This is a genomic window from Priestia sp. TSO9, from assembly GCF_021029645.1.
In the GTDB taxonomy this organism is placed as follows: Bacteria; Bacillota; Bacilli; order Bacillales; family Bacillaceae_H; genus Priestia; species Priestia megaterium_E.
In genome coordinates, this window is sequence record NZ_JAJEKD010000016.1 from 19,123 (window position 1) to 39,121 (window position 19,999).

General features: G+C 37.9%; 26 protein-coding genes. 12 read left to right on the forward strand and 14 right to left on the reverse strand.

The genetic code is table 11. From position 1 onward, the window contains the following. Window positions 1-2 precede the first annotated feature (2 nt). Genes LJC66_RS24970 through mnhG form a run of 3 tightly spaced genes read left to right on the forward strand, consistent with a single transcriptional unit; the run spans window position 3 to window position 1,110 of the window. A complete protein-coding gene (locus tag LJC66_RS24970; RefSeq protein ID WP_230933748.1) occupies window positions 3-479 on the forward strand; it encodes a Na+/H+ antiporter subunit E in 477 nt (158 codons plus the stop codon). After that, window positions 480-764, forward strand: coding sequence for a Na(+)/H(+) antiporter subunit F1 (locus LJC66_RS24975; protein ID WP_013059595.1), 285 nt, complete (start codon window positions 480-482; stop codon window positions 762-764). Next, window positions 748-1,110, forward strand: coding sequence for a monovalent cation/H(+) antiporter subunit G (mnhG, locus tag LJC66_RS24980; protein ID WP_013085304.1), 363 nt, complete (start codon window positions 748-750; stop codon window positions 1,108-1,110). Before LJC66_RS24975 ends, mnhG begins: the two co-directional genes overlap by 17 nt. 44 nt (window positions 1,111-1,154) lie before the next feature. Here the strand turns inward: mnhG and LJC66_RS24985 are convergent, their stop codons facing one another. Next, window positions 1,155-2,318, reverse strand: a complete 1,164-nt coding sequence (locus LJC66_RS24985) for an iron-containing alcohol dehydrogenase (protein ID WP_013085305.1) — start codon at window positions 2,316-2,318, stop codon at window positions 1,155-1,157. A 220-nt stretch (window positions 2,319-2,538) separates the two neighbouring features. Between LJC66_RS24985 and LJC66_RS24990 the strand changes: the two genes are divergently transcribed. Beyond that, window positions 2,539-2,769, forward strand: coding sequence for a DUF378 domain-containing protein (locus LJC66_RS24990; RefSeq protein WP_013059598.1), 231 nt, complete (start codon window positions 2,539-2,541; stop codon window positions 2,767-2,769). A 37-nt stretch (window positions 2,770-2,806) separates the two neighbouring features. Here LJC66_RS24990 and yugI read toward each other — a convergent pair whose 3' ends face one another. The 3 genes from yugI to LJC66_RS25005 all read right to left on the reverse strand — a co-directional run bounded on the left by yugI (window position 2,807) and on the right by LJC66_RS25005 (window position 5,076). Then, the gene (gene yugI, locus LJC66_RS24995; RefSeq protein ID WP_230933749.1) at window positions 2,807-3,208 is read right to left on the reverse strand and encodes a S1 domain-containing post-transcriptional regulator GSP13; all 402 of its coding nucleotides are present in this window, start codon (window positions 3,206-3,208) and stop codon (window positions 2,807-2,809) included. Window positions 3,209-3,415: 207 nt separating this feature from the next. Then, window positions 3,416-4,576: an aminotransferase gene (locus LJC66_RS25000; protein WP_013059600.1), complete on the reverse strand. Its 1,161-nt coding sequence runs from the start codon at window positions 4,574-4,576 to the stop codon at window positions 3,416-3,418. After that, the gene (locus tag LJC66_RS25005) at window positions 4,576-5,076 is read right to left on the reverse strand and encodes an Lrp/AsnC family transcriptional regulator (protein WP_013059601.1); all 501 of its coding nucleotides are present in this window, start codon (window positions 5,074-5,076) and stop codon (window positions 4,576-4,578) included. The genes LJC66_RS25000 and LJC66_RS25005 overlap by 1 nt, the downstream gene beginning before the upstream one ends. Before the next feature lie 158 nt (window positions 5,077-5,234). Here LJC66_RS25005 and LJC66_RS25010 point away from each other — a divergent pair, with 158 nt between their 5' ends. Next, window positions 5,235-6,083 carry an alpha/beta fold hydrolase gene (locus tag LJC66_RS25010; RefSeq protein ID WP_230933750.1) on the forward strand — a complete coding sequence of 283 codons (849 nt, stop codon included), beginning with the start codon at window positions 5,235-5,237 and terminating at the stop codon, window positions 6,081-6,083. A gap of 167 nt (window positions 6,084-6,250) precedes the next feature. Further along, window positions 6,251-7,423: a MalY/PatB family protein gene (locus LJC66_RS25015; protein ID WP_230933751.1), complete on the forward strand. Its 1,173-nt coding sequence runs from the start codon at window positions 6,251-6,253 to the stop codon at window positions 7,421-7,423. A gap of 35 nt (window positions 7,424-7,458) precedes the next feature. On the opposite strand, the gene LJC66_RS25020 is transcribed toward LJC66_RS25015, so the two are convergent. Then, window positions 7,459-7,983, reverse strand: a complete 525-nt coding sequence (locus LJC66_RS25020) for a superoxide dismutase family protein (protein ID WP_013059604.1) — start codon at window positions 7,981-7,983, stop codon at window positions 7,459-7,461. Window positions 7,984-8,086: 103 nt separating this feature from the next. Continuing rightward, on the reverse strand, window positions 8,087-8,284 hold the full coding sequence (locus LJC66_RS25025; protein ID WP_230933842.1) for a hypothetical protein: 198 nt from the start codon (window positions 8,282-8,284) through the stop codon (window positions 8,087-8,089). An 85-nt stretch (window positions 8,285-8,369) separates the two neighbouring features. On the opposite strand from LJC66_RS25025, the gene kapB reads away from it, so the two are divergent. After that, window positions 8,370-8,750 (forward strand): kinase-associated lipoprotein KapB, encoded by a 381-nt coding sequence (gene kapB, locus LJC66_RS25030; RefSeq protein ID WP_230933752.1) that lies wholly within the window; start codon window positions 8,370-8,372, stop codon window positions 8,748-8,750. Window positions 8,751-8,786: 36 nt separating this feature from the next. On the opposite strand, the gene kapD is transcribed toward kapB, so the two are convergent. Next, window positions 8,787-9,401: a 3'-5' exonuclease KapD gene (kapD, locus tag LJC66_RS25035; RefSeq protein ID WP_013059607.1), complete on the reverse strand. Its 615-nt coding sequence runs from the start codon at window positions 9,399-9,401 to the stop codon at window positions 8,787-8,789. A 344-nt stretch (window positions 9,402-9,745) separates the two neighbouring features. Then, a complete protein-coding gene (locus LJC66_RS25040; protein WP_013059608.1) occupies window positions 9,746-10,129 on the reverse strand; it encodes a hotdog fold thioesterase in 384 nt (127 codons plus the stop codon). A 106-nt stretch (window positions 10,130-10,235) separates the two neighbouring features. Between LJC66_RS25040 and LJC66_RS25045 the strand changes: the two genes are divergently transcribed. The 3 genes from LJC66_RS25045 (at window position 10,236) to LJC66_RS25055 (ending at window position 11,625) form a co-directional block, all read left to right on the forward strand. After that, window positions 10,236-10,604 (forward strand): YuzC family spore coat inner layer protein, encoded by a 369-nt coding sequence (locus LJC66_RS25045; protein ID WP_028412615.1) that lies wholly within the window; start codon window positions 10,236-10,238, stop codon window positions 10,602-10,604. 176 nt (window positions 10,605-10,780) lie between these two features. Further along, the gene (locus LJC66_RS25050) at window positions 10,781-11,317 is read left to right on the forward strand and encodes an HD domain-containing protein (protein WP_028409590.1); all 537 of its coding nucleotides are present in this window, start codon (window positions 10,781-10,783) and stop codon (window positions 11,315-11,317) included. Window positions 11,318-11,433: 116 nt separating this feature from the next. Further along, window positions 11,434-11,625 carry a hypothetical protein gene (locus tag LJC66_RS25055; protein WP_013059611.1) on the forward strand — a complete coding sequence of 64 codons (192 nt, stop codon included), beginning with the start codon at window positions 11,434-11,436 and terminating at the stop codon, window positions 11,623-11,625. A gap of 56 nt (window positions 11,626-11,681) precedes the next feature. On the opposite strand, the gene LJC66_RS25060 is transcribed toward LJC66_RS25055, so the two are convergent. Together LJC66_RS25060 and LJC66_RS25065 are read right to left on the reverse strand one after the other, a co-directional pair. Further along, window positions 11,682-13,001 carry a Na+/H+ antiporter family protein gene (locus tag LJC66_RS25060; RefSeq protein WP_230933753.1) on the reverse strand — a complete coding sequence of 440 codons (1,320 nt, stop codon included), beginning with the start codon at window positions 12,999-13,001 and terminating at the stop codon, window positions 11,682-11,684. Window positions 13,002-13,267: 266 nt separating this feature from the next. Next, complete coding sequence (locus tag LJC66_RS25065; RefSeq protein ID WP_230933754.1) at window positions 13,268-14,761, reverse strand: leucyl aminopeptidase; 1,494 nt, start codon at window positions 14,759-14,761, stop codon at window positions 13,268-13,270. Window positions 14,762-15,005: 244 nt separating this feature from the next. Here LJC66_RS25065 and LJC66_RS25070 point away from each other — a divergent pair, with 244 nt between their 5' ends. Beyond that, the gene (locus LJC66_RS25070; protein WP_013085319.1) at window positions 15,006-15,482 is read left to right on the forward strand and encodes a divergent PAP2 family protein; all 477 of its coding nucleotides are present in this window, start codon (window positions 15,006-15,008) and stop codon (window positions 15,480-15,482) included. Between the two features lie 42 nt (window positions 15,483-15,524). Here LJC66_RS25070 and LJC66_RS25075 read toward each other — a convergent pair whose 3' ends face one another. From LJC66_RS25075 to LJC66_RS25085, 3 genes are all read right to left on the reverse strand, one after another. After that, window positions 15,525-16,172, reverse strand: coding sequence for a 3D domain-containing protein (locus tag LJC66_RS25075; RefSeq protein ID WP_013085320.1), 648 nt, complete (start codon window positions 16,170-16,172; stop codon window positions 15,525-15,527). Between the two features lie 81 nt (window positions 16,173-16,253). Then, window positions 16,254-16,577: a YuiB family protein gene (locus LJC66_RS25080; protein ID WP_230933755.1), complete on the reverse strand. Its 324-nt coding sequence runs from the start codon at window positions 16,575-16,577 to the stop codon at window positions 16,254-16,256. 123 nt (window positions 16,578-16,700) lie between these two features. Then, window positions 16,701-17,915, reverse strand: a complete 1,215-nt coding sequence (locus LJC66_RS25085) for an NAD(P)/FAD-dependent oxidoreductase (RefSeq protein ID WP_033580456.1) — start codon at window positions 17,913-17,915, stop codon at window positions 16,701-16,703. 493 nt (window positions 17,916-18,408) lie between these two features. On the opposite strand from LJC66_RS25085, the gene LJC66_RS25090 reads away from it, so the two are divergent. Further along, window positions 18,409-19,401, forward strand: a complete 993-nt coding sequence (locus tag LJC66_RS25090) for an NAD(P)/FAD-dependent oxidoreductase (RefSeq protein ID WP_013059618.1) — start codon at window positions 18,409-18,411, stop codon at window positions 19,399-19,401. A gap of 27 nt (window positions 19,402-19,428) precedes the next feature. Here the strand turns inward: LJC66_RS25090 and LJC66_RS25095 are convergent, their stop codons facing one another. Continuing rightward, entirely contained in the window at window positions 19,429-19,947 is a 519-nt protein-coding gene (locus tag LJC66_RS25095; RefSeq protein WP_216143401.1) for a hypothetical protein, read from the reverse strand. Window positions 19,948-19,999 lie beyond the last annotated feature (52 nt).

Sequence of the window (19,999 nt, forward strand, 5' to 3'; positions counted from 1 at the left end):
GCATGTCATTTCAACTATTATTAAACGTAATCATTGCATTCACATGGGTGTTTTTGAGGGGAATTTGGACACTCCCTTCCTTTATTATAGGTTTTTTCTGGGGAGCAGTATTGCTGTTTATTTTCCGCCGTTTTTTTCACAGACGTTTTTACTTGCATAAAGTGTATGCGATCATTAAACTGCTGTTTATTTTCATACGAGAATTATTCAAAGCCAATATTGCAGTGACTAAGGACGTATTGCGCCCTAAATTAAATATTCAGCCAGCCATCTTTGCAATGCCAACCCGTCTGGAGAGTGAATGGGAAATTACCATTCTTTCTCTTTTAATTACGCTAACGCCAGGCACACTGGTGATGGATGTGTCCGATGATAATTCTACTATCTATATTCATGCAATCAATACAGACGATATTGATGACATTATTACAGATATTCAGCAAACATTCGAAAAAGCTATTATGGAGGTGAGTCGTTAAATGCTCGATATTTTTTTAAACGTTTCGCTCATTCTCATTTCTGCTTCAACTATTGGGTTTGTTTATCGAGTGGTAAAAGGTCCGTCCACTGCTGATCGAGCAATGGCCCTTGATGCTATTGGAATTAACATCATTGCCATCACGGCCATCATCTCAATTATTTTTCGAACTCAGGCTTTTTTCGAAGTCATTTTACTGCTAGGCATCATAGCCTTTGTAGGTACCGTTGCTTTTTCTAAGTTTTTAGAGAAAGGAGAAGTGATTGAATATGAACGTGATCAGTGAAATCATTGTAGGAGCTTTGGTACTAATAGGGTCTCTTCTGACAGTTGTGACCATGATTGGGCTTATTCGCTTGCCTGATACGTACACAAGAAGTCACGCTGCATCTAAAAGTGCTACCTTGGGCGTTCTGTTTATATTAGTGGGCTGCTTACTCTACTTTTGGATCGACACCGGCCATATTAGTGCACGGTTAATTTTAGCCATTGTCTTTGTGTTTATCACCTCTCCTATTGCTGGGCATTTATTAGGGAGAGCGGCTTATTACAGCGGAGTTCCTCTTTCTGATAAAACCGTTCGGGATGATTTGAAAACCAAACAGCAGAAAAAGCTTACCCATCATGAATAGAAAAAAACGCCGTGCGGTTTGCACGGCGTTTTTTATCGAGAATCTTATAAAGAAGCGCGTAGGATTGCTAGTACATCTTCTTTGTTTAATTTTTTAAATTTACCAAATTCACCTTTAGCCATTGCACGATCAGCCATAAGATCTAATTTGTCTTCACCAATATCATAATCAGCTAAGCGAGTTGGTGCACCTAGGCTTGACCAGAATTCACGAAGCTTATCAACACCTTCAAGTGCTACTTCTTTATCCGTCTTGCCTTCTGTATCTACGTTAAATACGCGTACAGCTACTTGCTTGAAGCGATCTACGTTCTCATCCATTACGTGCTTCATCCAGTTCGGGAATAAAATTGCCAGTCCACCTGCATGTGGAATGTCATATACAGCTGATACCGCATGCTCAATATTGTGAGTAGCCCAATCGCCTTGGTGTCCCATTTGTAACATACCGTTTAATGCGATTGTCCCATTGTATAAAATCGTTTCACGTAACTCGTAGTTCTCTAAGTCGTTTAATAATTTTGGTCCCGTTTCAATAACCGTTTGCAGTACTCCTTCACACATGCGATCTTGAAGCGGCGTATTTGTTGCAGCATGGAAATATTGTTCAAATACGTGGCTCATCATGTCAACCATGCCATAAACTGTTTGATTTTTTGGTACAGTAAATGTATTAACGGGATCTAAAATAGAAAATTGAGGGAATGTTGCCGGACTGCCCCAGCCGTATTTTTCTTGTGTTTCCCAATTTGTAATAACAGAACCAGCATTCATTTCTGAACCTGTTGCTGCTAATGTTAGCACGGTTCCAAATGGAAGAGCTTCAGCTGCGAATACGTCGCGGTTAATGATGTCCCATACGTCTCCATCATATTTTGCGCCTGCTGCGATTGCTTTTGTACAATCGATTACGCTTCCTCCACCAACTGCAAGTAAAAATTCAATACCGTTTTCTTTACAAATATCGATTCCTTTGCGAACAGTTGTCAGACGAGGATTCGGCTCTACTCCCGCTAACTCATGTACTTCTGCATTCATGTCATTCAGTACATCCATTACTTGATCATATAAACCGCTGCGTTTTACGCTTCCTCCGCCGTATACTAATAATATCTTTTTACCAAAGCGACTTGCTTCTGTTTTTAATTGCTCTAATTGACCTTTACCAAAAATTAATTTTGTAGGGTTATAAAATGTAAAATTGTTCACTATAAACTCCTCCTTACGAGCTTGATTACATGCATCATTATGAAGAACAACTTTTTGATTGTAAAGAAAATTGACTTCCTAAAGATTATTCCCTGTTGGCTAGATGCTCACCCCATCCAAATGAACGTTTATTTGTCTGTATCTTCCAAAAGTAAATATGCATATTTCCCTCTAAAAAAAGCAGGCTAATAAGTGAACTACAAAACAAGGAGGGTTCATCATGAGTGGTATTCAACGTATTGCGCTCGTATTAACGATTATTGGAGCAATTAACTGGGGACTTATTGGCTTTTTTCAATTTGATTTAGTAGCAGCAATCTTCGGCGGTCAAACATCTGCTTTCTCCCGCATTATCTATGGATTGGTTGGAATCGCAGGACTGATTAACCTAGGTCTATTATTTAAACCTTCTGCTGAAGTAGAGCGTACAGAACCTAGAACGGAACATTAAAAAAAGAAGGATAGCTAAGCTATCCTTCTTTTTTTTCTTATTTCTTAATTAGATCTTCGCGGTTTGATTGCTCAATCCACTCTTCTAATTTTTCTTTTAAAGTGTTGAATCCTTGAGTAGATTCAGTGTGAAATGTTGCTTGACCTTGACGCTTTTTAGCAGGTTTTTTAGGTGCAGAAGCTTCAGTTTTTTCTGGAGCTGGCTCAGTTGCACGAATAGATAAACCAATTTTACCAGTTGACTCATCAACAGATAAAACTTTAACGTTTACTTCGTCTCCTACTGATAAATGTTCGTTAATATCTTTAACGAAGCCATGTTTTACTTCTGAGATATGAACTAATCCTTGAGTTTCTTCATTTAATGCAACGAATGCACCGTATGGTTGAATTCCTGTTACTTTACCTTTTGTAACAGTACCGATTTCAAATTTTGACATATAAACACTCCTAGATACCTTATTATTTTCACCATTATAGCCAATTTAAAATTATAGCACAGTTCATAGATTGAATCAAAAAGTAGTTATACTATATTTATTATTTACCAATTTTGTCACAAATATAAACTAACACTACATTTCATCATAGCAAAAAAGATATTATATCAAACCGTCTATACGATATGACATAATATCTTATTTTTATTATAACTTATTTTCAACAAAACGGCTAATCCGTTTTATGGATTCTTCTAATGATTCCATTGAAGAGGCGTATGAACAGCGAATATGTCCCTCTCCGCCTTTTCCAAATACATTGCCTGGCACCACGGCTACTCGCTCTTCAAGCAAAAGCTGCTCAGCGAATTCTTCCGATGACAATCCAGTTTTCTTGATAGACGGGAACACATAAAACGCTCCTCCAGGAGAATGGCATTCCAGACCAATTTGATTTAATGACTTCACCATATAGTTCCGTCTTCTGCGATAGCTTTTTCTCATCTCTTCTACGTCATGCTGCCCATTTTGTAGTGCTTCAATTGCTCCATATTGTGCCATGGTAGGCGCACACATCATTGTATACTGATGAATTTTCAGCATTGCTTTAGCAATCTCAGTTGGTGCACATATGTACCCAAGACGCCATCCAGTCATGGCAAACCCTTTAGAAAAGCCAGAAATAATAATGGTTCGTTCTTTCATTCCTTCTAAAGAAGCAATAGATGTAAATTCTTCATCATATGTTAATTCTGCATATATTTCATCCGTGATAACAAGCAAGTCATGCTTTATGACAATATCAGCAATAGCCTGCAGCTCTTCTTTAGATAGTGAGCTTCCTGTTGGATTATTAGGAGAGCATAAAAGAAGGGCTTTCGTGTTGCTTGTAATGACTTCTTCAATCTGTCTAGGCTGCAGTTTAAACTCTGTTTCTGCCGTTGTTTCAATTGCCACAGGAACTCCTCCTGCTAGCGAAATTAACGGGCTGTAAGACACAAAATTTGGCTCCACGACAATAATTTCATCTTCAGGGTTAATCAAAGCTCGCATTGTAATATCTAGAGCCTGACTTCCTCCAACGGTCACAATAATATCATCTTTATAATCATACGAGACGTTAAAATTTCTTTTCATATACTTCATAATTTCAAAGCGGAGCTCTAAAAGTCCCGCATTTGCTGTATAAGAGGTATATCCCCTTTCCAACGATAAAATACTCGCTTCTCGAACAGCCCAAGATGTGACAAAATCAGGTTCACCTACTCCAAGAGAGATGACGTTATCCATACTTGCTGCTAAATCAAAAAAGCGGCGAATACCTGAAGGTTTCAGCTGTTGTACAGTTGTTGACAAGCGCTCTTTCATTACGGAGACACCACGATTCTGCGATCTTCATCGCCTTGGTCATAGATGGTACCATCGTGCTTGTACTTTTTCATGATAAAGTGAGTCGTTGTAGATAAAACAGAGTCTAGCGTAGAAAGCTTTTCGGAAACAAAAAACGCTACTTCAGACATTGATTTTTCTTCAATAATAACAGACAAATCATATGCTCCTGACATTAGGTACACGGATTTCACTTCTTGAAAACGATAGATGCGCTCCGCAATCTCGTCAAAGCCTACTCCTCGCTTTGGTGCAACTTTTACATCTATCATAGCCGTGACACCCTCATGTCCATCTACTCGTCTCCAGTTAATATCAGCTGAATATTGCACAATTACTTTTTCTCTCTCTAGCTTTTTAACAATATTAGAGGTTTCTTCAAACGTTAAATCCACCATTTTTGAAATACTATCTATCGAAATACGGCTATTTTTTTCTAGAATTTCTAAAATTTCTAACTCTTTTTCTTCTAAGAACACAGCGTTCCCCTCCTACAACGATTAAATTTTTTCACTTTTTCCATTATATCAAATTTAAACACATCTTTAATGTGAAATCTATACCGGTAAGTGAGTTTCATTTTATAGATTGCTGGAAACTAGGACAGACTAGAAAGAAAAAGATGGAGTGAACCAAATTGACTGAATCTAAAATTACTTGCCACCAGCGTACTTTTAATGGAGTCAATGTTTACTACGAATGCCATAACTATCATCCTGATAAACCAGCCATTATATTTATTCACGGCTTTTTATCATCGAGTTTTAGCTTTCGACGTTTAATTCCTTTATTTGAAGATACGTTTTCTATCATTACGCTGGACCTTCCGCCATTTGGGCGAAGTGAAAAATCGTTAACCTTTCAATACTCGTATAAAAATTTAGCCAGAATTGTCATCGAATTGATTGAATATTTAAAGTTGAAAGATGTTGTACTATCGGGACACTCAATGGGAGGACAAGTTTGTTTAAACGTAGCAAAGTTAAAGCCTTCTTGCATATCGAAACTAGTTCTTCTTTGCAGCTCAGCTTATTTAGGCCCCTCACATTATGGATTGGTCATGTCTTCTTATGTTCCCTTCTTTTATCTGTGGGTAAAAACGTGGCTGTCTCGCAAAGGTGTATTAGGCAACTTGCAAAATGTCGTATTTGACCATAAGTTAATCGACGAAGAAATGATTGATGGCTATACTGAACCATTTTTGGATGACCGTACGTTTATGGCTTTAACCAGAATGATTCGTGATCGAGAAGGAGACCTATCCTCAAAGGATTTGCAGCACATAAAAAAACCAAGTTTACTCATTTGGGGAGAAGAAGACCGGGTTGTTCCTTTGCATCTCGGACGTAAGTTAAAAGATGATTTAACAGACTCTACCTTTATCTCTTTAAAGGAAATTGGACACCTTTTACCAGAAGAGTGTCCCGACATTGTGCAATCTCATATGGTCGATTTCTTGTACGGTGAAAAAGCCCTGTCTCAATAATGACGGGGCGGGTTCGTATATTTCACACGAGGCGCTAACTTTAATAAAAATTTATTAGTCGTGCTTCAGCAATTTTTTCACTTTCTTTATTGACTTCACAAGTTAACTTCGTTGACAAACGTATTAAAAATAAGCAAACTATTATATTAAAAAAGGGGGTACTTTTATTGTCTACTTATTCTTTTGATCAATTAATTAACCGTACAGGTACGCAGTCCGTAAAGTGGGACAAAACTGATCTTGTTTTTGGAGCAAAAGATGTTCTGCCTTTTTGGGTAGCTGATATGGATTTCCAAGCGCCGCCTAATGTTCTTCAAACCATTAATGAGCGTGTCAAACATGGTATTTTCGGCTACACTTCCCCTACTGAATCTACGGCGAATGCTTTATCATCTTGGGTAGAAAAAAAGCATCAGTGGACCATTGATCATGAATGGATTACATACAGTCCAGGAGTTGTGTTTGCCCTGAGTATGGCTATTCAAGCATTTACGGAACCCGGAGATTCAATTTTAATTCAGCCTCCAGTCTATACTCCATTTTTTAACATGATAAAGGTAAATGATCGAGAAGTTGTTGAAAATCCGTTAAAACTTGCAGGCGATAAATACGAAATTGATTTTTCAGATTTAGAAAAAAAATTTGCAGAAGGCGTAAAATTAATGATTCTTTGCAGCCCTCATAATCCAGTAGGACGCGTGTGGACAAAAGAAGAACTGAAGAAGCTTGCCGACCTTTGTGAAAAATACAATGTATTAATTGTTTCAGATGAAATCCATTCTGATCTAATTTACCAGCCTTATAAACACATTCCCATCAGCATGGTGAGTGAAGATGCAGCCAATCGAACCATTACGTGTATGGCCCCTAGCAAAACATTTAATATACCGGGACTTCAGGCTTCAGCTGTTATTATTCCAAATGAGAAACTGCGCACACAGTATGTTCAGCAGCAGCAAAAACAAGGGTTTTCTAACTTAAACACATTCGGAATAATTGGGTTAGAGGCAGCTTATAGTGAAGGTGAAGAGTGGTTAGAAGCACTGCTTGTGTATCTGAAGAAAAATGTAGATCTCGTGACGCGTTTTATAAGTGAGAACTTGCCTGAACTGCGAGTGGTTCAGCCAGAAGGAACTTATTTACTATGGATTGACTGCACCAAGCTGCATTTATCAGAAGAAGAATTACATGAACGCTTATTAGAAAAAGGGAAAATTGCCGTAGAAAAAGGTGAAAAATACAGTTCCACATATGGAAAAGGTTTTATCCGCTTGAACATTGGCTGTTCACATGAACAGCTTCAAGAAGGATTAAATCGCTTAAAAATAGCTTTAACGTAAAAAACAGCGTTCTTTCGTGAGAAAGAACGCTGTTTTTAATGTTTTTTTGAAATAACTCCGCAGGCGATTCGCTTGCCAGAATTACCTGATGGCTCTGTCATTCCGTCATCACCTTGTTCGGTAATAACAAGGGACGAACCATCCATACGCTTAACGAGAGATGTCTTTCCTTCTTTTAACGTGACTTGAGGAACCATATCTGTTCCTGTATACGTCTGATCGTCTTCTACCACAATATTTTTCATATCGCCTAGATGCGGTCCTTTTGGATTTAACAATCCGTGTTTCTTTTTATCAGGATCAAGGTGATTGCCCGCACTTTTAAAGTTAGGAGCTTTGCAAATTCCCATTTCATGAATATGTACGCCGTGTTCGCCAGGTGGAAGTCCGCTTAAGTTGTACGTAAACTCAATTCCATCAGCCTGCTCTTTCAACTTGACTGTACCGATGCTATCTCCATCTGCGTTATAAACTTTGACTTCTTTATTAGATATTTCTTTTTCCATACACCCCGTTAACAAGAAAAAAGGCACGGTTCCAATGAGTAGTAGTTTTTTCATGTTGCCCTCCAATCGCATATGCACTAGCGAAAGTTTTAGATGTCTTTCCATAGATTGTCCAGCAACATATCATTTTAAACGCTTACATTTTATTTGCATTTCATTAAAGTGATTTCTGATTTTCCTGTTCTTTTAGCTTTGCTTCTAACTCCTTCGTTTTTTCTTCTTCTTTTTTAGAAATCTTAATGATTAAACGCCATACTGCAACTGCTGCTAGCACAAAAATCGCCATAGTAGCAAAAGCAGGAATATATTCTCTTTTATCTTCCGGAAAATAAAGCAAAAACATTAAATACATTATGTACAACATCCTTTCATAGAAACGGTAGGGGGGTTTGATTTATACTGGTGATAACAAACATTTTACTTAAAGGAGATCTGGCAATATGACATTTACAATTGGTCAAATGGTTACGGCACTTTATAAAACTGGGAAATACATCGGTGAAATTACACAAGTTCGAGATCTGCATTATGTTGTGCGAATTCAAGCTGTGTTAAAGCATCCAGAACAAGGTGACTTACATAATCCGGGACAAGTAGACGTACCTTTTTTTCACGAGCGAAAAGCACTTTCATTTCGAGAGCAGGCCAATATTCCTCAAAAAATGGTTCATCTCTATGAAGACAGCGTTCCCGATTATAAAGATTCACTAAAAAAAGCACTTGAATTAAAGATAGCTGAGCAACAAGCCAAAGATAGCCCTTTTGCTCAAGCAAGTATTGCCTGTTTAGAAGAGTTAAAAAAAGAGTACGGTATTCATTAAGTAAAAAGCCAAATTCACGTAGAAGTGATTTGGCTTTTATAATGCAAATTTATTTAATACTTTTGAAAAATCGATTCGATCTCCTATGGTCGTTGGCTCTGGTTTTTGAAGGTACCGCTTATCTTTTTCTACAAGCTTAAAGATGTTGAGTGTCGTCATCGCATCATCAAGCGCGCAGTGGTGCTTTCCAGTTCCTTCTTTACCATACTCCTGCACAGCTTTCCAAAGGCCAGTTTGATTTTGATCTCCAAAAAAGCGCTTATACTCCATTGAAAGATCAATTTCTTTACCTGCAAAAGGAAATGGCACCTTATTTTTTTGACAGCACTGCCTTAATACTTTCATATCCATGTTCCCCCATGTAATGATCGTGCTGTGTTTATACATGCCCAGTCGCTGTACAAGCTGCTCTAGCGTAATGCCTTCATTTACTTGATTTTGTTCGATGTGGAGAAATGATTTACAGCGCTCAGTTAATTTTGTAAAGTGTGTAGGCTGTACGTAAGAGGAGAAACGATCAATGATTTCTTGATTTTTAACAAACACCAAACCAACTTCAATGATTTCCGGAAAAAAGCCTTTTGGAAAACCCTTATACTCTGGCATTGTAAATTCAAAATCAATGAATAAATACTGAGAGTTCTTATCCAATATTATCACCCCTTTGTAAAATAAACCGCCCTACTATATTAATGCTATTATAGCACGATTGAACAATCGGAAGGTCTATTTTCTGTTCTTATTTTTAATATTATGAATATTCTAGTTGCTGAATAAAAAGAATACTTTACTACTACTATATTCTAGAGCATGTCTCTATGCGCAGGGTAACTGTCACGAATAGACATAATTTCGCTTATTTTTTTACCTATTTTTTCACTTTTTTATGTATCCGCTCTTCCAAATTCTCTTTAAACTCTAACACGAGTGTGTGAGGTGGCTCCTTCTGGCTCCAAAAGCATACCTCACACCTTCTAGACTAAGCATTCTTATGTTTAAGCTTTAGGCAGAATAGCAAGCGTACATCTGGATATACAGATTAAATTCTCTTCTTCATCTTGAATTTTCACTTCCCAAACCGCTGTTTTTTTTCCTTTATGTAAAGGAACGCCTATAGCTGTAACGATTCCGTCTTTTTTCCCTTTGATATGATTGGCATTAATTTCTAAACCTACGCAAATTTCTTTTTCGAGATCTACACTTTTAATGGCACCTAGACTAGCCACAGTTTCAGCTAACGCCACCGATGCTCCTCCGTGTAAAAGCCCGAATGGCTGACGCGTTCGCTCATCAACAGGCATCGTCGCTTCCACTCTTTGTTCACTCGCACTAATAATCTCAATTCCTAATGCTTCTAACAGCGTATCTTTTGTTTTCATATCCATACCTCCCTTTGTATCTAGTATACAATAAGGGTTTTGCTACAACATATACGAACCCTCTACATATACATAATAAAAATCCCTTTTCTAGGAGGATTCTTATATGAAATCATTTGCTCCCTTGTCTTACTATTGGCCATCGTACTACATGCCTCACCCTTATACATACAGGGTACCTAACTTACCTGAGGCGAACATCGCGACATTTCAGCAATCTCTTAAAGTTATTCCCTCTACCATGCAAAGCGCTACTATCTTTATTCAAAGAGCTAATACTTCGCCAAATTTAATAAAAAAAATAAAAGCTGCTGCTCAAGAATCCAAAATGAGTGAAGTAAAAAAACTCATTCTTTCCACTGGTGTTAAGACAAAAATCGATGTTTTTTATACTCCAGACTATATTAAAATTACGTTTATTCATCCCGATACCCAATTTGACTGCTGTCACGTATCGTTAAATATTAGATGGTAAAATACAAGGAAAAAAGTCTTATTTTCTTCAAAAAAAGATGTACATGTTGTTTCGTTACGAATATTATAATATATGCCATTTTTGTATGTAAAAACAAATTACACGATAATTGTATTTAGGATACAAATATGATATTGTATTTGGAAATATATTTTTTCTTTAGGAGGGATGACATGATGAGACATGTTACGCTAGTAGAAATTTTCACGCATCCTATCGCTCAAAAATATTTAACTCGATCTGGCGTTGCGCATGCTGTATCCGTCGCCTATCATGCGTTTCGTCTATCCGTACAGCATAATGTAAACCCGGATTTAGCTACAAAAGCAGCGCTGCTTCATGATATTGGCCACTACGAATGGTACACAAATGGTCAGTGGGATTATGAGAAGTATCGTCAAAATGATATTCACGCTATTAAAGGGGCTGAACGTGCACATAAATTACTCATTCGTTTAGGTGAGGAACCTCAGGCGGCAAAAGAAATTGCTTTAGCTATTTTACTACACACAGACTCATATTTGCCTGAAGGAACAATTCAACAACGCCCTCTTCAAAAAGTAGTCAAACTAGCTGATGAAGCTGATGAAGAGCCAGGCGGCAAACACCATTACCGTGAATTGGAATATAATCTGGCTGTAAAGAAAATTAAGGAGCTTGATAAGAAAGTGCTTGAACTTCTACATTCCAACCAATTTAAACAGTTAGGCTGACAGGATTAACTCCTTTCATAAGAGTTAATCCTTTTTATTATTTCTCCTCATAATTCCCTGCAAATTACTCATACTACTTATTGATTCTCATTTTTGGTTAGTTAGGAGGAAGAAGAATGTCTAAAAACGCTAGAGGTTACGTGCAAGATTCTTGCACATCATTAAATCAGGCAAAAGCAAGCCTTGAACAAGCTCTTCAAACGGTAGAGAAAGATTCAAATCGTGAACGTATTGAACAATCTCTTCAGGCTGTAGAGCAAGCATTAGGAGCTTGTGACAGCACTGCTTCTACTCTTTCTCAAGCATGAAAAAAGCAGCCGGTTTTGATCGGCTGCTTTTTGTCATTTCATTATATGGCCTCTATTTACAAGATAACTGAGGCTATCCACCCAAAAATAATAAGTGGAATGTTATAGTGAAGAAAAGTTGGTACACACGTATCCCAAATATGATCATGCTGACGATCGACTGCTAATCCAGATGTGGGTCCAAGCGTACTGTCTGAAGCTGGTGAACCAGCGTCTCCAAGCGCTCCCGCTGTACCAACAATACAAATCGTTGCCATTGGACTCATACCAAGTTCTAAGCAAAGAGGAACAAAAATCGTCGCGATAATTGGAATAGTAGAGAAAGAAGAACCAATGCCCATTGTCACTAAAAGCCCGATGACAAGCATAAGAAATGCACCTAGCATTTGGTTGCCGCCAATAAGAGCAACAGAGCCTTTTACAAGCGCTTCTACATCTCCAGTTTCTTGAAGAACTTTTGCAAAACCAGAGGCAGACAGCATAACAAATCCGATGAAAGCCATCATTCTCATTCCGTTCGTTAATACTGGATCTGCTTCATTCCACTTCAAAGCCCCGCTGAAGTAAACGATAACAATCCCTGCAAGCGCTCCGAAAATCATAGAATCTACTAAGAGCTGCACAGTTAAAGCCGCTACAATCGCAAGTAAAGCTACTATAATTCCTCTTGTTGTGTAACCTGTACGCTGCTCTGTGCCTTGATCAATATCAATGTCTTCATAACTGCGCGGCTTGCGGTACGAAATAAACACAGCAAACAATAAGCCCGCTACCATTCCTAAAGCTGGAAGAGCCATCGCCGTAGTAATATCTCCTTTATCAATTGTTAATCCACTTTCTTTGATGTTAGTAAATAAAATGTCGTGATAAATCTTACCGAATCCTGCCGGCAAATACATATAAGGTGTAACCAATCCAAATGTAATCACTGTTGCGACTAATCGGCGATCGATTTCCAACTGATTAAATACTTTTAATAGAGGTGGAATTAATAGCGGAATAAACGCAATGTGAACCGGAATAACGTTTTGGGAAAAACATGAAATAATAAGGATGATCAATAAAATCAGTACTTTTGACAGTGACTTCTTTTTCGTTTCTCCTTCTTTCCCTACTATTTTTAACGCTAGCTGAACAACGGCATCAGGCAGCCCTGTCCGCGAAACAGCCATCGCAAATCCTCCAAGCAAAGCATAGCTTAATGCAACAGAAGCACTGTTTCCAAGACCATCTGTGTATATACTTACTGTATCTGTGAGGCTGATACCGCCAACAAGTCCTCCAATTAGCGCTCCGACTGCTAAAGAAAAGACAACGTTGATACGCAATAAGCTCAAAATCAGCATCACGAGCACAGCTATTAATACTGCATTCATTTTGAAACCTCCATTTTTCTTTTTACTTTATCTCATTAAAACATTAGAGAGATAAACAACATGTTCATTATATTAGGTATAGAAAAAAAGTCAATCATCTTATTAAATAAACGTTTGTTTAACTTCTCTACACCCTTAACAATATAAGGATTTTTCTAAATAATCTTTTCTTACTAAAAAGAAAAAACATTATGTAAACATATTAAAAAAGAAGCATCATCGATGCTTCTTTTTACGTTTCTTTCTATCACTGCTATATTTTTTCATTAATTGGCTTCAAATGAACAAACCATTGCAGCTAGTGTTCGCACCATCACGCCTGTTGCACCTGAAGGTCCTAACTCATGAGAAGCAGCGGATGTTGCAGTTCCAGCAATATCCAAGTGAACCCATGGTGTTTGCTCTGCAAACTCACCAATAAAGGTTCCTGCCATAATTGCGTGCCCCTCCCGTCCAGGAGAGTTATTTAAATCTGCTACCTTACTTCCCCGAACACGCTTTTTGTCTCGTTCTGTAATAGGCAGTTCCCAAATCGGTTCGCCTGTCTCAATGCTCGCTTTCGCTATTTGCTGCAATAAAGCGGAATCATTCGTCATTGCCCCAGTTGTATGTGTACCAAGAGCTACAATTACACCACCCGTTAATGTCGCCACGTCTACTAAATAATTTGCTCCGTGGTGTTTGGCATAGGAGATACCATCAGCTAACGCTAAACGCCCTTCAGCATCTGTATTCAGTACTTCTATTGTCTTTCCATTCATTGCTGTAATTACGTCATCTGGCTTAAAAGCACGCGCGCTAATAACGTTGTCAGTTGAGGGAATGACAGCTACTACGTTTTGATGAGGTTTTAATTCTCCAATCGCTTCCATTGCACCAAGAACAGATGCAGCTCCGCCCATATCTGTTTTCATACCTACAATCCCGTCTTTAGATTTAATAGAGTAACCACCTGTGTCAAAAGTAATCCCTTTTCCTACCAACCCAATAACGTCTTCCCATTTTTCTTTTCCTTGATATTTTAGGACAATCATTTTAGGAGGCTCTGCGGAACCTTGATTGACTGCTAACAGTGCGCCCATTCCCAATGTTTCCATCTCTTCTTTTTCTAAAATTTCATATTCAAAACCATATGTATGTGCCATTTCTACTGCATAATTAGCTAAATCTGTAGCCGTTAGCATATTGCTTGGTAAGTTAACAAGGGTGCGCGCTGAGTTTGTTGCTTTTCCATACGTATATCCAACCAAAGCAGATTGTACAACGTCTTTATAAAAAGAAAACAGTTCAATTTTCTCAAGCTGTTTGTTAGGTTCGTTTGATTTCTTTTTGTAGTTTTCAAACTCGTACATAGCAAGCTGTTGAGCTTCTCCTAATAAAGCTGCAGTTTCTTGCTCTGACCACGCTCCTGTATTAAATGTAGAAAGGGCGACCGATGCGTTTGAAATCTTCGCTTCTTTTAACTTTTTAAATAACAGCCCAAAGCTCTCTTTGAGCCCATTTTTAGTTAGCGCTTGCTTTCGTCCGAGTCCTACAAAATAAAGACGTTTTGCTCCTAATTTTCCTAGTGTATGAATCGTTGAAATACGTTTTTCTTGTACACGTATATCCCCTTCTTTAATCAAATGAATGAGCTGTCCACCTAAAGCTTCATCAATTTCTTTTAGAAGGCCTTCAAACTGTTGGTTTTGATTAAATAACCCGATTACGAGCGCTTCTGTTTGATGATCAACACCAAATGTTTCTACATGCGAAAACATAAAATTCCTCCTTTTACGTATAGAGATTTTATTTTTATTTATCATCTGCTTTGTTTAATCTATTCAGCAAGTGGAATATATATCATATTCACCACTGTTTTCATCTATATACATATGATAGCAGAAATACAATTTTTAATCACAGTTCAAAAACCTTAGTTTCACACATATACTTTCATCTACCGCTTTTTTCATCATACGGGTTTAGCTTTTCAGACATTTTAAGTTGAGGGAGGACATCTCAATGGAGTTATTCTCAAATTTTCCACTTTGGAGTTCATTAATCGCTATTTTCTTTGCTCAATTTATTAAGATTCCCCTTTCTTTTGTAGCTACTAAGAAAATAGACGGCAGCTTATTTTTTAGTACGGGAGGCATGCCAAGCTCTCACTCCGCAGCAGTAACTTCCTTAGCAACTGCCATTGGGCTAGCAGAAGGTCTTAAATCCCCTATTTTTGCTCTCTCCGCTATTTTTGCCATTATTGTTATGTTCGATGCTAAAGGGGTAAGAAGACACGCAGGAGAGCAAGCAACGGTTTTAAATCGTTTGGTTGAAGACTTTCAGCGCGCGGTAAAAGAGGCAAAGCTGTGGACGACCAATGAAGAAGACGAAAAACAAGTGAAGCTAAAAGAGCTGCTTGGACATAAGCCTATTGAAGTTTTCTTTGGAGCCTTAACAGGGATAGCAGTTGCTTTTGTAACATATTATGTATGGCCATAAAACATAAGAAAACACATGAAGAGTTCTTCATGTGTTTCTCGTTTATTTTACCTGCTGGCGAAAAACTTGCATCGACTTCTTTTCATTCAGCATTGTTAACTCTTCTTCAGTTAAGCGGCCGTCCCCTGATTTTACTACATAGACGTTTAATTCTTTTTTACCCCATATGTTGTACACATCGGAAACAGTCTCAAAATATAAATCAAGATGATTGCCTTTAATAGCCCCACCTTTATCTGCTACCACTCCATAGCCATAGCCCGGAATAAACAAGATCGTGCCGATTGGAAATATGGTTAAATCAGCAGCGATGGTTGAATACAAGTCACGTTTTACTTTAACGCCCGAATATGTAATACCATACCCTGGATGATTGGGATTTTTCCCCGTTGATTCGTAACCAGCTGTGTAACCCGTAGCTAATACATTCTTAGTTGGATAACGCGACCAATCAAATGCTTCTTCAATCGTCAGACGCTCTTTGTCATTGCTAGCCGCTTCAGCTCTTAGTGGTTTTAGAAATGATGGCAAGAGCCTTTCATTCATTAGAGGATGCCCTGTACTGTTTATAAAAGGCATATATTTGATGACTGTGGTTATTGGGACGCCGGTAATTGCTTCATATGTTGTAAACAGCGCTCCGACCAGTAGTAGGCACATAATGAATCGCTTTGCTATTTTTCCAATCATTGTGATTTCCACAACTCCTCTCACGAATCTATTTGTTTCCAACATAAAAACAAATTATTCGTTTGGGAGAAGAATTTACATTTAAAACATTTGGTACCCTCTTGTTCGTAAAGATTTGATGGTAATGCCTGAAGCTAGTGCACCTATAAAACCAGCCATTAAAATTGTAATGTCAGCTGTGGCTAAAGATAGCACTTTTATCCCTAGCTGCTGAAAGGAGTGAGCGGGATGTTGAATGTAATCAACAGCTCTTACATCATCAATAATAAAAATAAAAATTACGGGATAAATAATGGCCATAATCCAAGACATACGAAGCAGCATATTTAACAAGAAACCGATTCCAAAAAACAAAACAAAAAACAACAAGATGGAGATAATTAGTACAGGCACACTCATTTCCATTGCTTTTCGCCTCCGTTACTCTTTATACTCTCAGTTTACTTAAGAGTAATGAAGGCGTCAATCACAGAAAAGTAAGTTAATACCAAAAAAAGCAAAAGGCTTAAAGACCTTTTGCTTTTTGTTTTAAAAGAAATTAAATTTTCCTTTTTTCAATACAAGACCTGCTCCGCCTTGAAGGAAAAGCGAGCGATTATCAACAACTTTTTTCATAAAAGATGCGCTTGAACCAAATAGTTTTCGACCATATACAACGCCAATTGCGTCATCATGCCCTAACGAACATACCGTTCCTTTAATATCTGGTTTAAACTCGCTTAATTCTTTTTGCCCTTTCATCAAACGGCTAATATTTTCAGCGCAGGTACCGCCTTGCTGCATAGCGATTTGAGCTGTTGGTGGATAAGGACGTTCTGTTTCAGGGTTAATCATTAGTGAACAATCTCCAATAACGAACACATCTTCGTGCCCTGGTGCCAGCAAGCTATTACTTACTTTTACACGTCCGCGCATGTTCTCAAATCCAGCTTTCTCAATCAGATGACTGCCTCGAACACCTGCAGCCCATACAACTGTTGCTGATTTGATTTCTTCTACTTGGTCATCTTTTGATACAATAATTCCTTCTTCTGTACACTCTTTAATCGCTGTTCCGATCTTGAACTCGATTCCTTTTCGTTCTAGTTGTGTTACCGCATATTCTACAAGTTCTGGATCAAAACCTGGTAAAGCCGTAGGCGCTGCTTCTACACAAATAACGCGTACTTTTTCACGCGGAATATCAAACTCTTTGCAAAGCTGAGGGACTCGATTTGCTAATTCTCCCACAAATTCAATGCCGGTAAAGCCAGCACCCCCAACAATAATTGTCAGAAGTTCGTCTCTTTTTTCCACTTCATTGTTGTACGTCGCAAACACATAATCAATATGCTCACGAATTTGACGTGCTGCATTAATGCTCGTAATGGTAAATGCATGTTCTTTTAAACCCTTAATTCCGAAAGTTTCTGCTTCATACCCTAAAGCAACAACTAAATAATCGTACGTTAGCTCACTGTTTTCAAGAAGAACACGCTTTTCATCTAACTTAATATCTACGACCGTGTCTTTGATAAATGTAACCTTATTTGTGTTAATTAAATTTTTAACAGGAACACGAGAGCGATCTTGATGAATTGTACCTGCTGATACTTCATGAAGCCATGTCGTTTCGTAATGGTAATCGTTTTTATTTACCAAAACAATTTCTGCATCGCTAGCACCCAGTTTCTTTTGTAAATTAACAATTGTCATAATGCCGCCATACCCGGCACCCAAAATGACGATTTTAGGCTTTTTCATAGGAATGTCATCCACCTTTTTTAGTTATAGTCACAAGTATGTCTTACAAATATAATGATAAGAGCAATTTTATTTGGTTTGCTTTTTTGTGTTAGTTTGAGCAAGAACGATCATCGCTATCCATTTATTATTCATATAAGAAAAATAATGTGAATCACTTCACGTTCTTTTTTAAAAAAATACATTTTTTCTTTTTTAAAAAAATGTAAGCATAAGTCCTAGCTTGATTTACACAAACATCTTATGCTTTTTTCATCGGTTTTTCAACCCTTCACTTTGTATTTACAAGCTTTTAAATTTTCAATTACTTTCCTGTATACCCAGTTTTATATTTGACCAAAACGTGTGGTTATGTTAATGATTGCAAATACTGATCTTTAAGTTGAGAAAGTTTCTCAAACATTCCAGCGTGTTTTAATGATATTTTATAATTTACTATGCTATCATAAAGTAGAATATGCATTGGCACAGAACAATCTAGAGGTGATTATAAATGAAAGAAGATAAACAAGTATATGATATTACCATCATCGGAGGCGGCCCTACAGGCTTATTTACAGCATTTTATGGCGGTATGCGTCAGGCGAGCGTAAAAATTATTGAAAGCTTACCACAGCTTGGTGGACAGCTTTCTGCTTTATATCCTGAAAAATATATTTATGACGTAGCTGGTTTTCCAAAAGTACGCGCTCAAGAATTAGTCAATAACCTAAAAGAGCAAATGGATCAATTTAAACCTGCAGTTGCGCTAGAGCAAGCAGTAGAAAAGGTAGAAAAACAAGCGGACGGCGTGTTTCGTTTAACTACTAATTCTGAAGTCCACTATTCAAAAACAATTATTATTACGGCTGGAAACGGTGCATTTAAGCCCCGTAAAATCGAGCTAGAAAACGCAGAACAGTTCGAGCAAACGAACCTTCATTATTTTGTGGATGATATGAATAAATTCAAAGGCCGCAAAGTATTAGTATGCGGGGGCGGGGATTCTGCTGTCGACTGGTCTCTTATGTTAGAGCCGATCGCAGAAAAAGTAACGTTAACGCATCGCCGAGACAAGTTCCGCGCTCATGAACATAGCGTAGAAAACTTGCATAATTCATCAGTTGATATTAAAACACCATATGTACCGGTTGAATTTATTGGGGATGACCGTATTACACAAGTTGTGTTAGAAAATACAAAAGGTGAAGAAAAGACAGTAGTAGACGTAGATGATGTTATTGTAAACTTTGGATTTGTTTCTTCTCTAGGTCCGATTAAAGAATGGGACTTAGATTTAGAGAAAAATGCAATTGTTGTTAACTCAAAGCAAGAAACAAACATTCCTGGCATCTATGCAGCAGGTGATGTCTGCACATATGATGGAAAAGTAAAACTCATCGTGGCAGGATTTGGCGAAGGTCCGACTGCCGTTAATAACGCTAAGGCATACATTGATCCAAAGGCTCGCTTACAGCCTATGCACAGTACGTCAATGTTCTCATAAAAAAAGCAGGCTCTCGCCTGCTTTTTTTCATTGCTGGATTGGTGTAACCATTCGATGAATGATTTCACTCATCATTTCCGCATCACTGCTTATTAAACAGATTTCATAAAAGGAATGGTTTCCTTCTTGACTAGTTACGCTCATTCTGTAGGCCTTCAAACCTTCGAGCTTGCTTAAATATTTTACTACCTCTGATTGACCGGCAATACGTTCAATCAGCAGAATATGCTCTCCTTCAACTGCTCCGTAGCTTTCAGCCAGAGATGCATTAGCATTTTCATAATAGCGAATGTATGGTTCAGAATGGTTAAGAGGCGCAGAGGACGAGTTTTGATGACAGGCTTCACCTGAGGAAAAAGGCAAATGCTGAACGAATAAATGCGATTCACTGAAGTGAATACTTTTTGCATTCTTAGACTCCATTTTGCTACTTTCAAGTTTTAACCAGTTTATAAACCCCTTCCATAGAATAGGCAGGGTGTTTTTTTTGCGAAAACTTCCGTAACCCCCTACTTGTTCCGCGTCGTAACGAGTCGCATCTATCAAATCCGTTCATCTCCTCTTTTTTATTGAGTATAAAAAAGACTGATTATTCAGT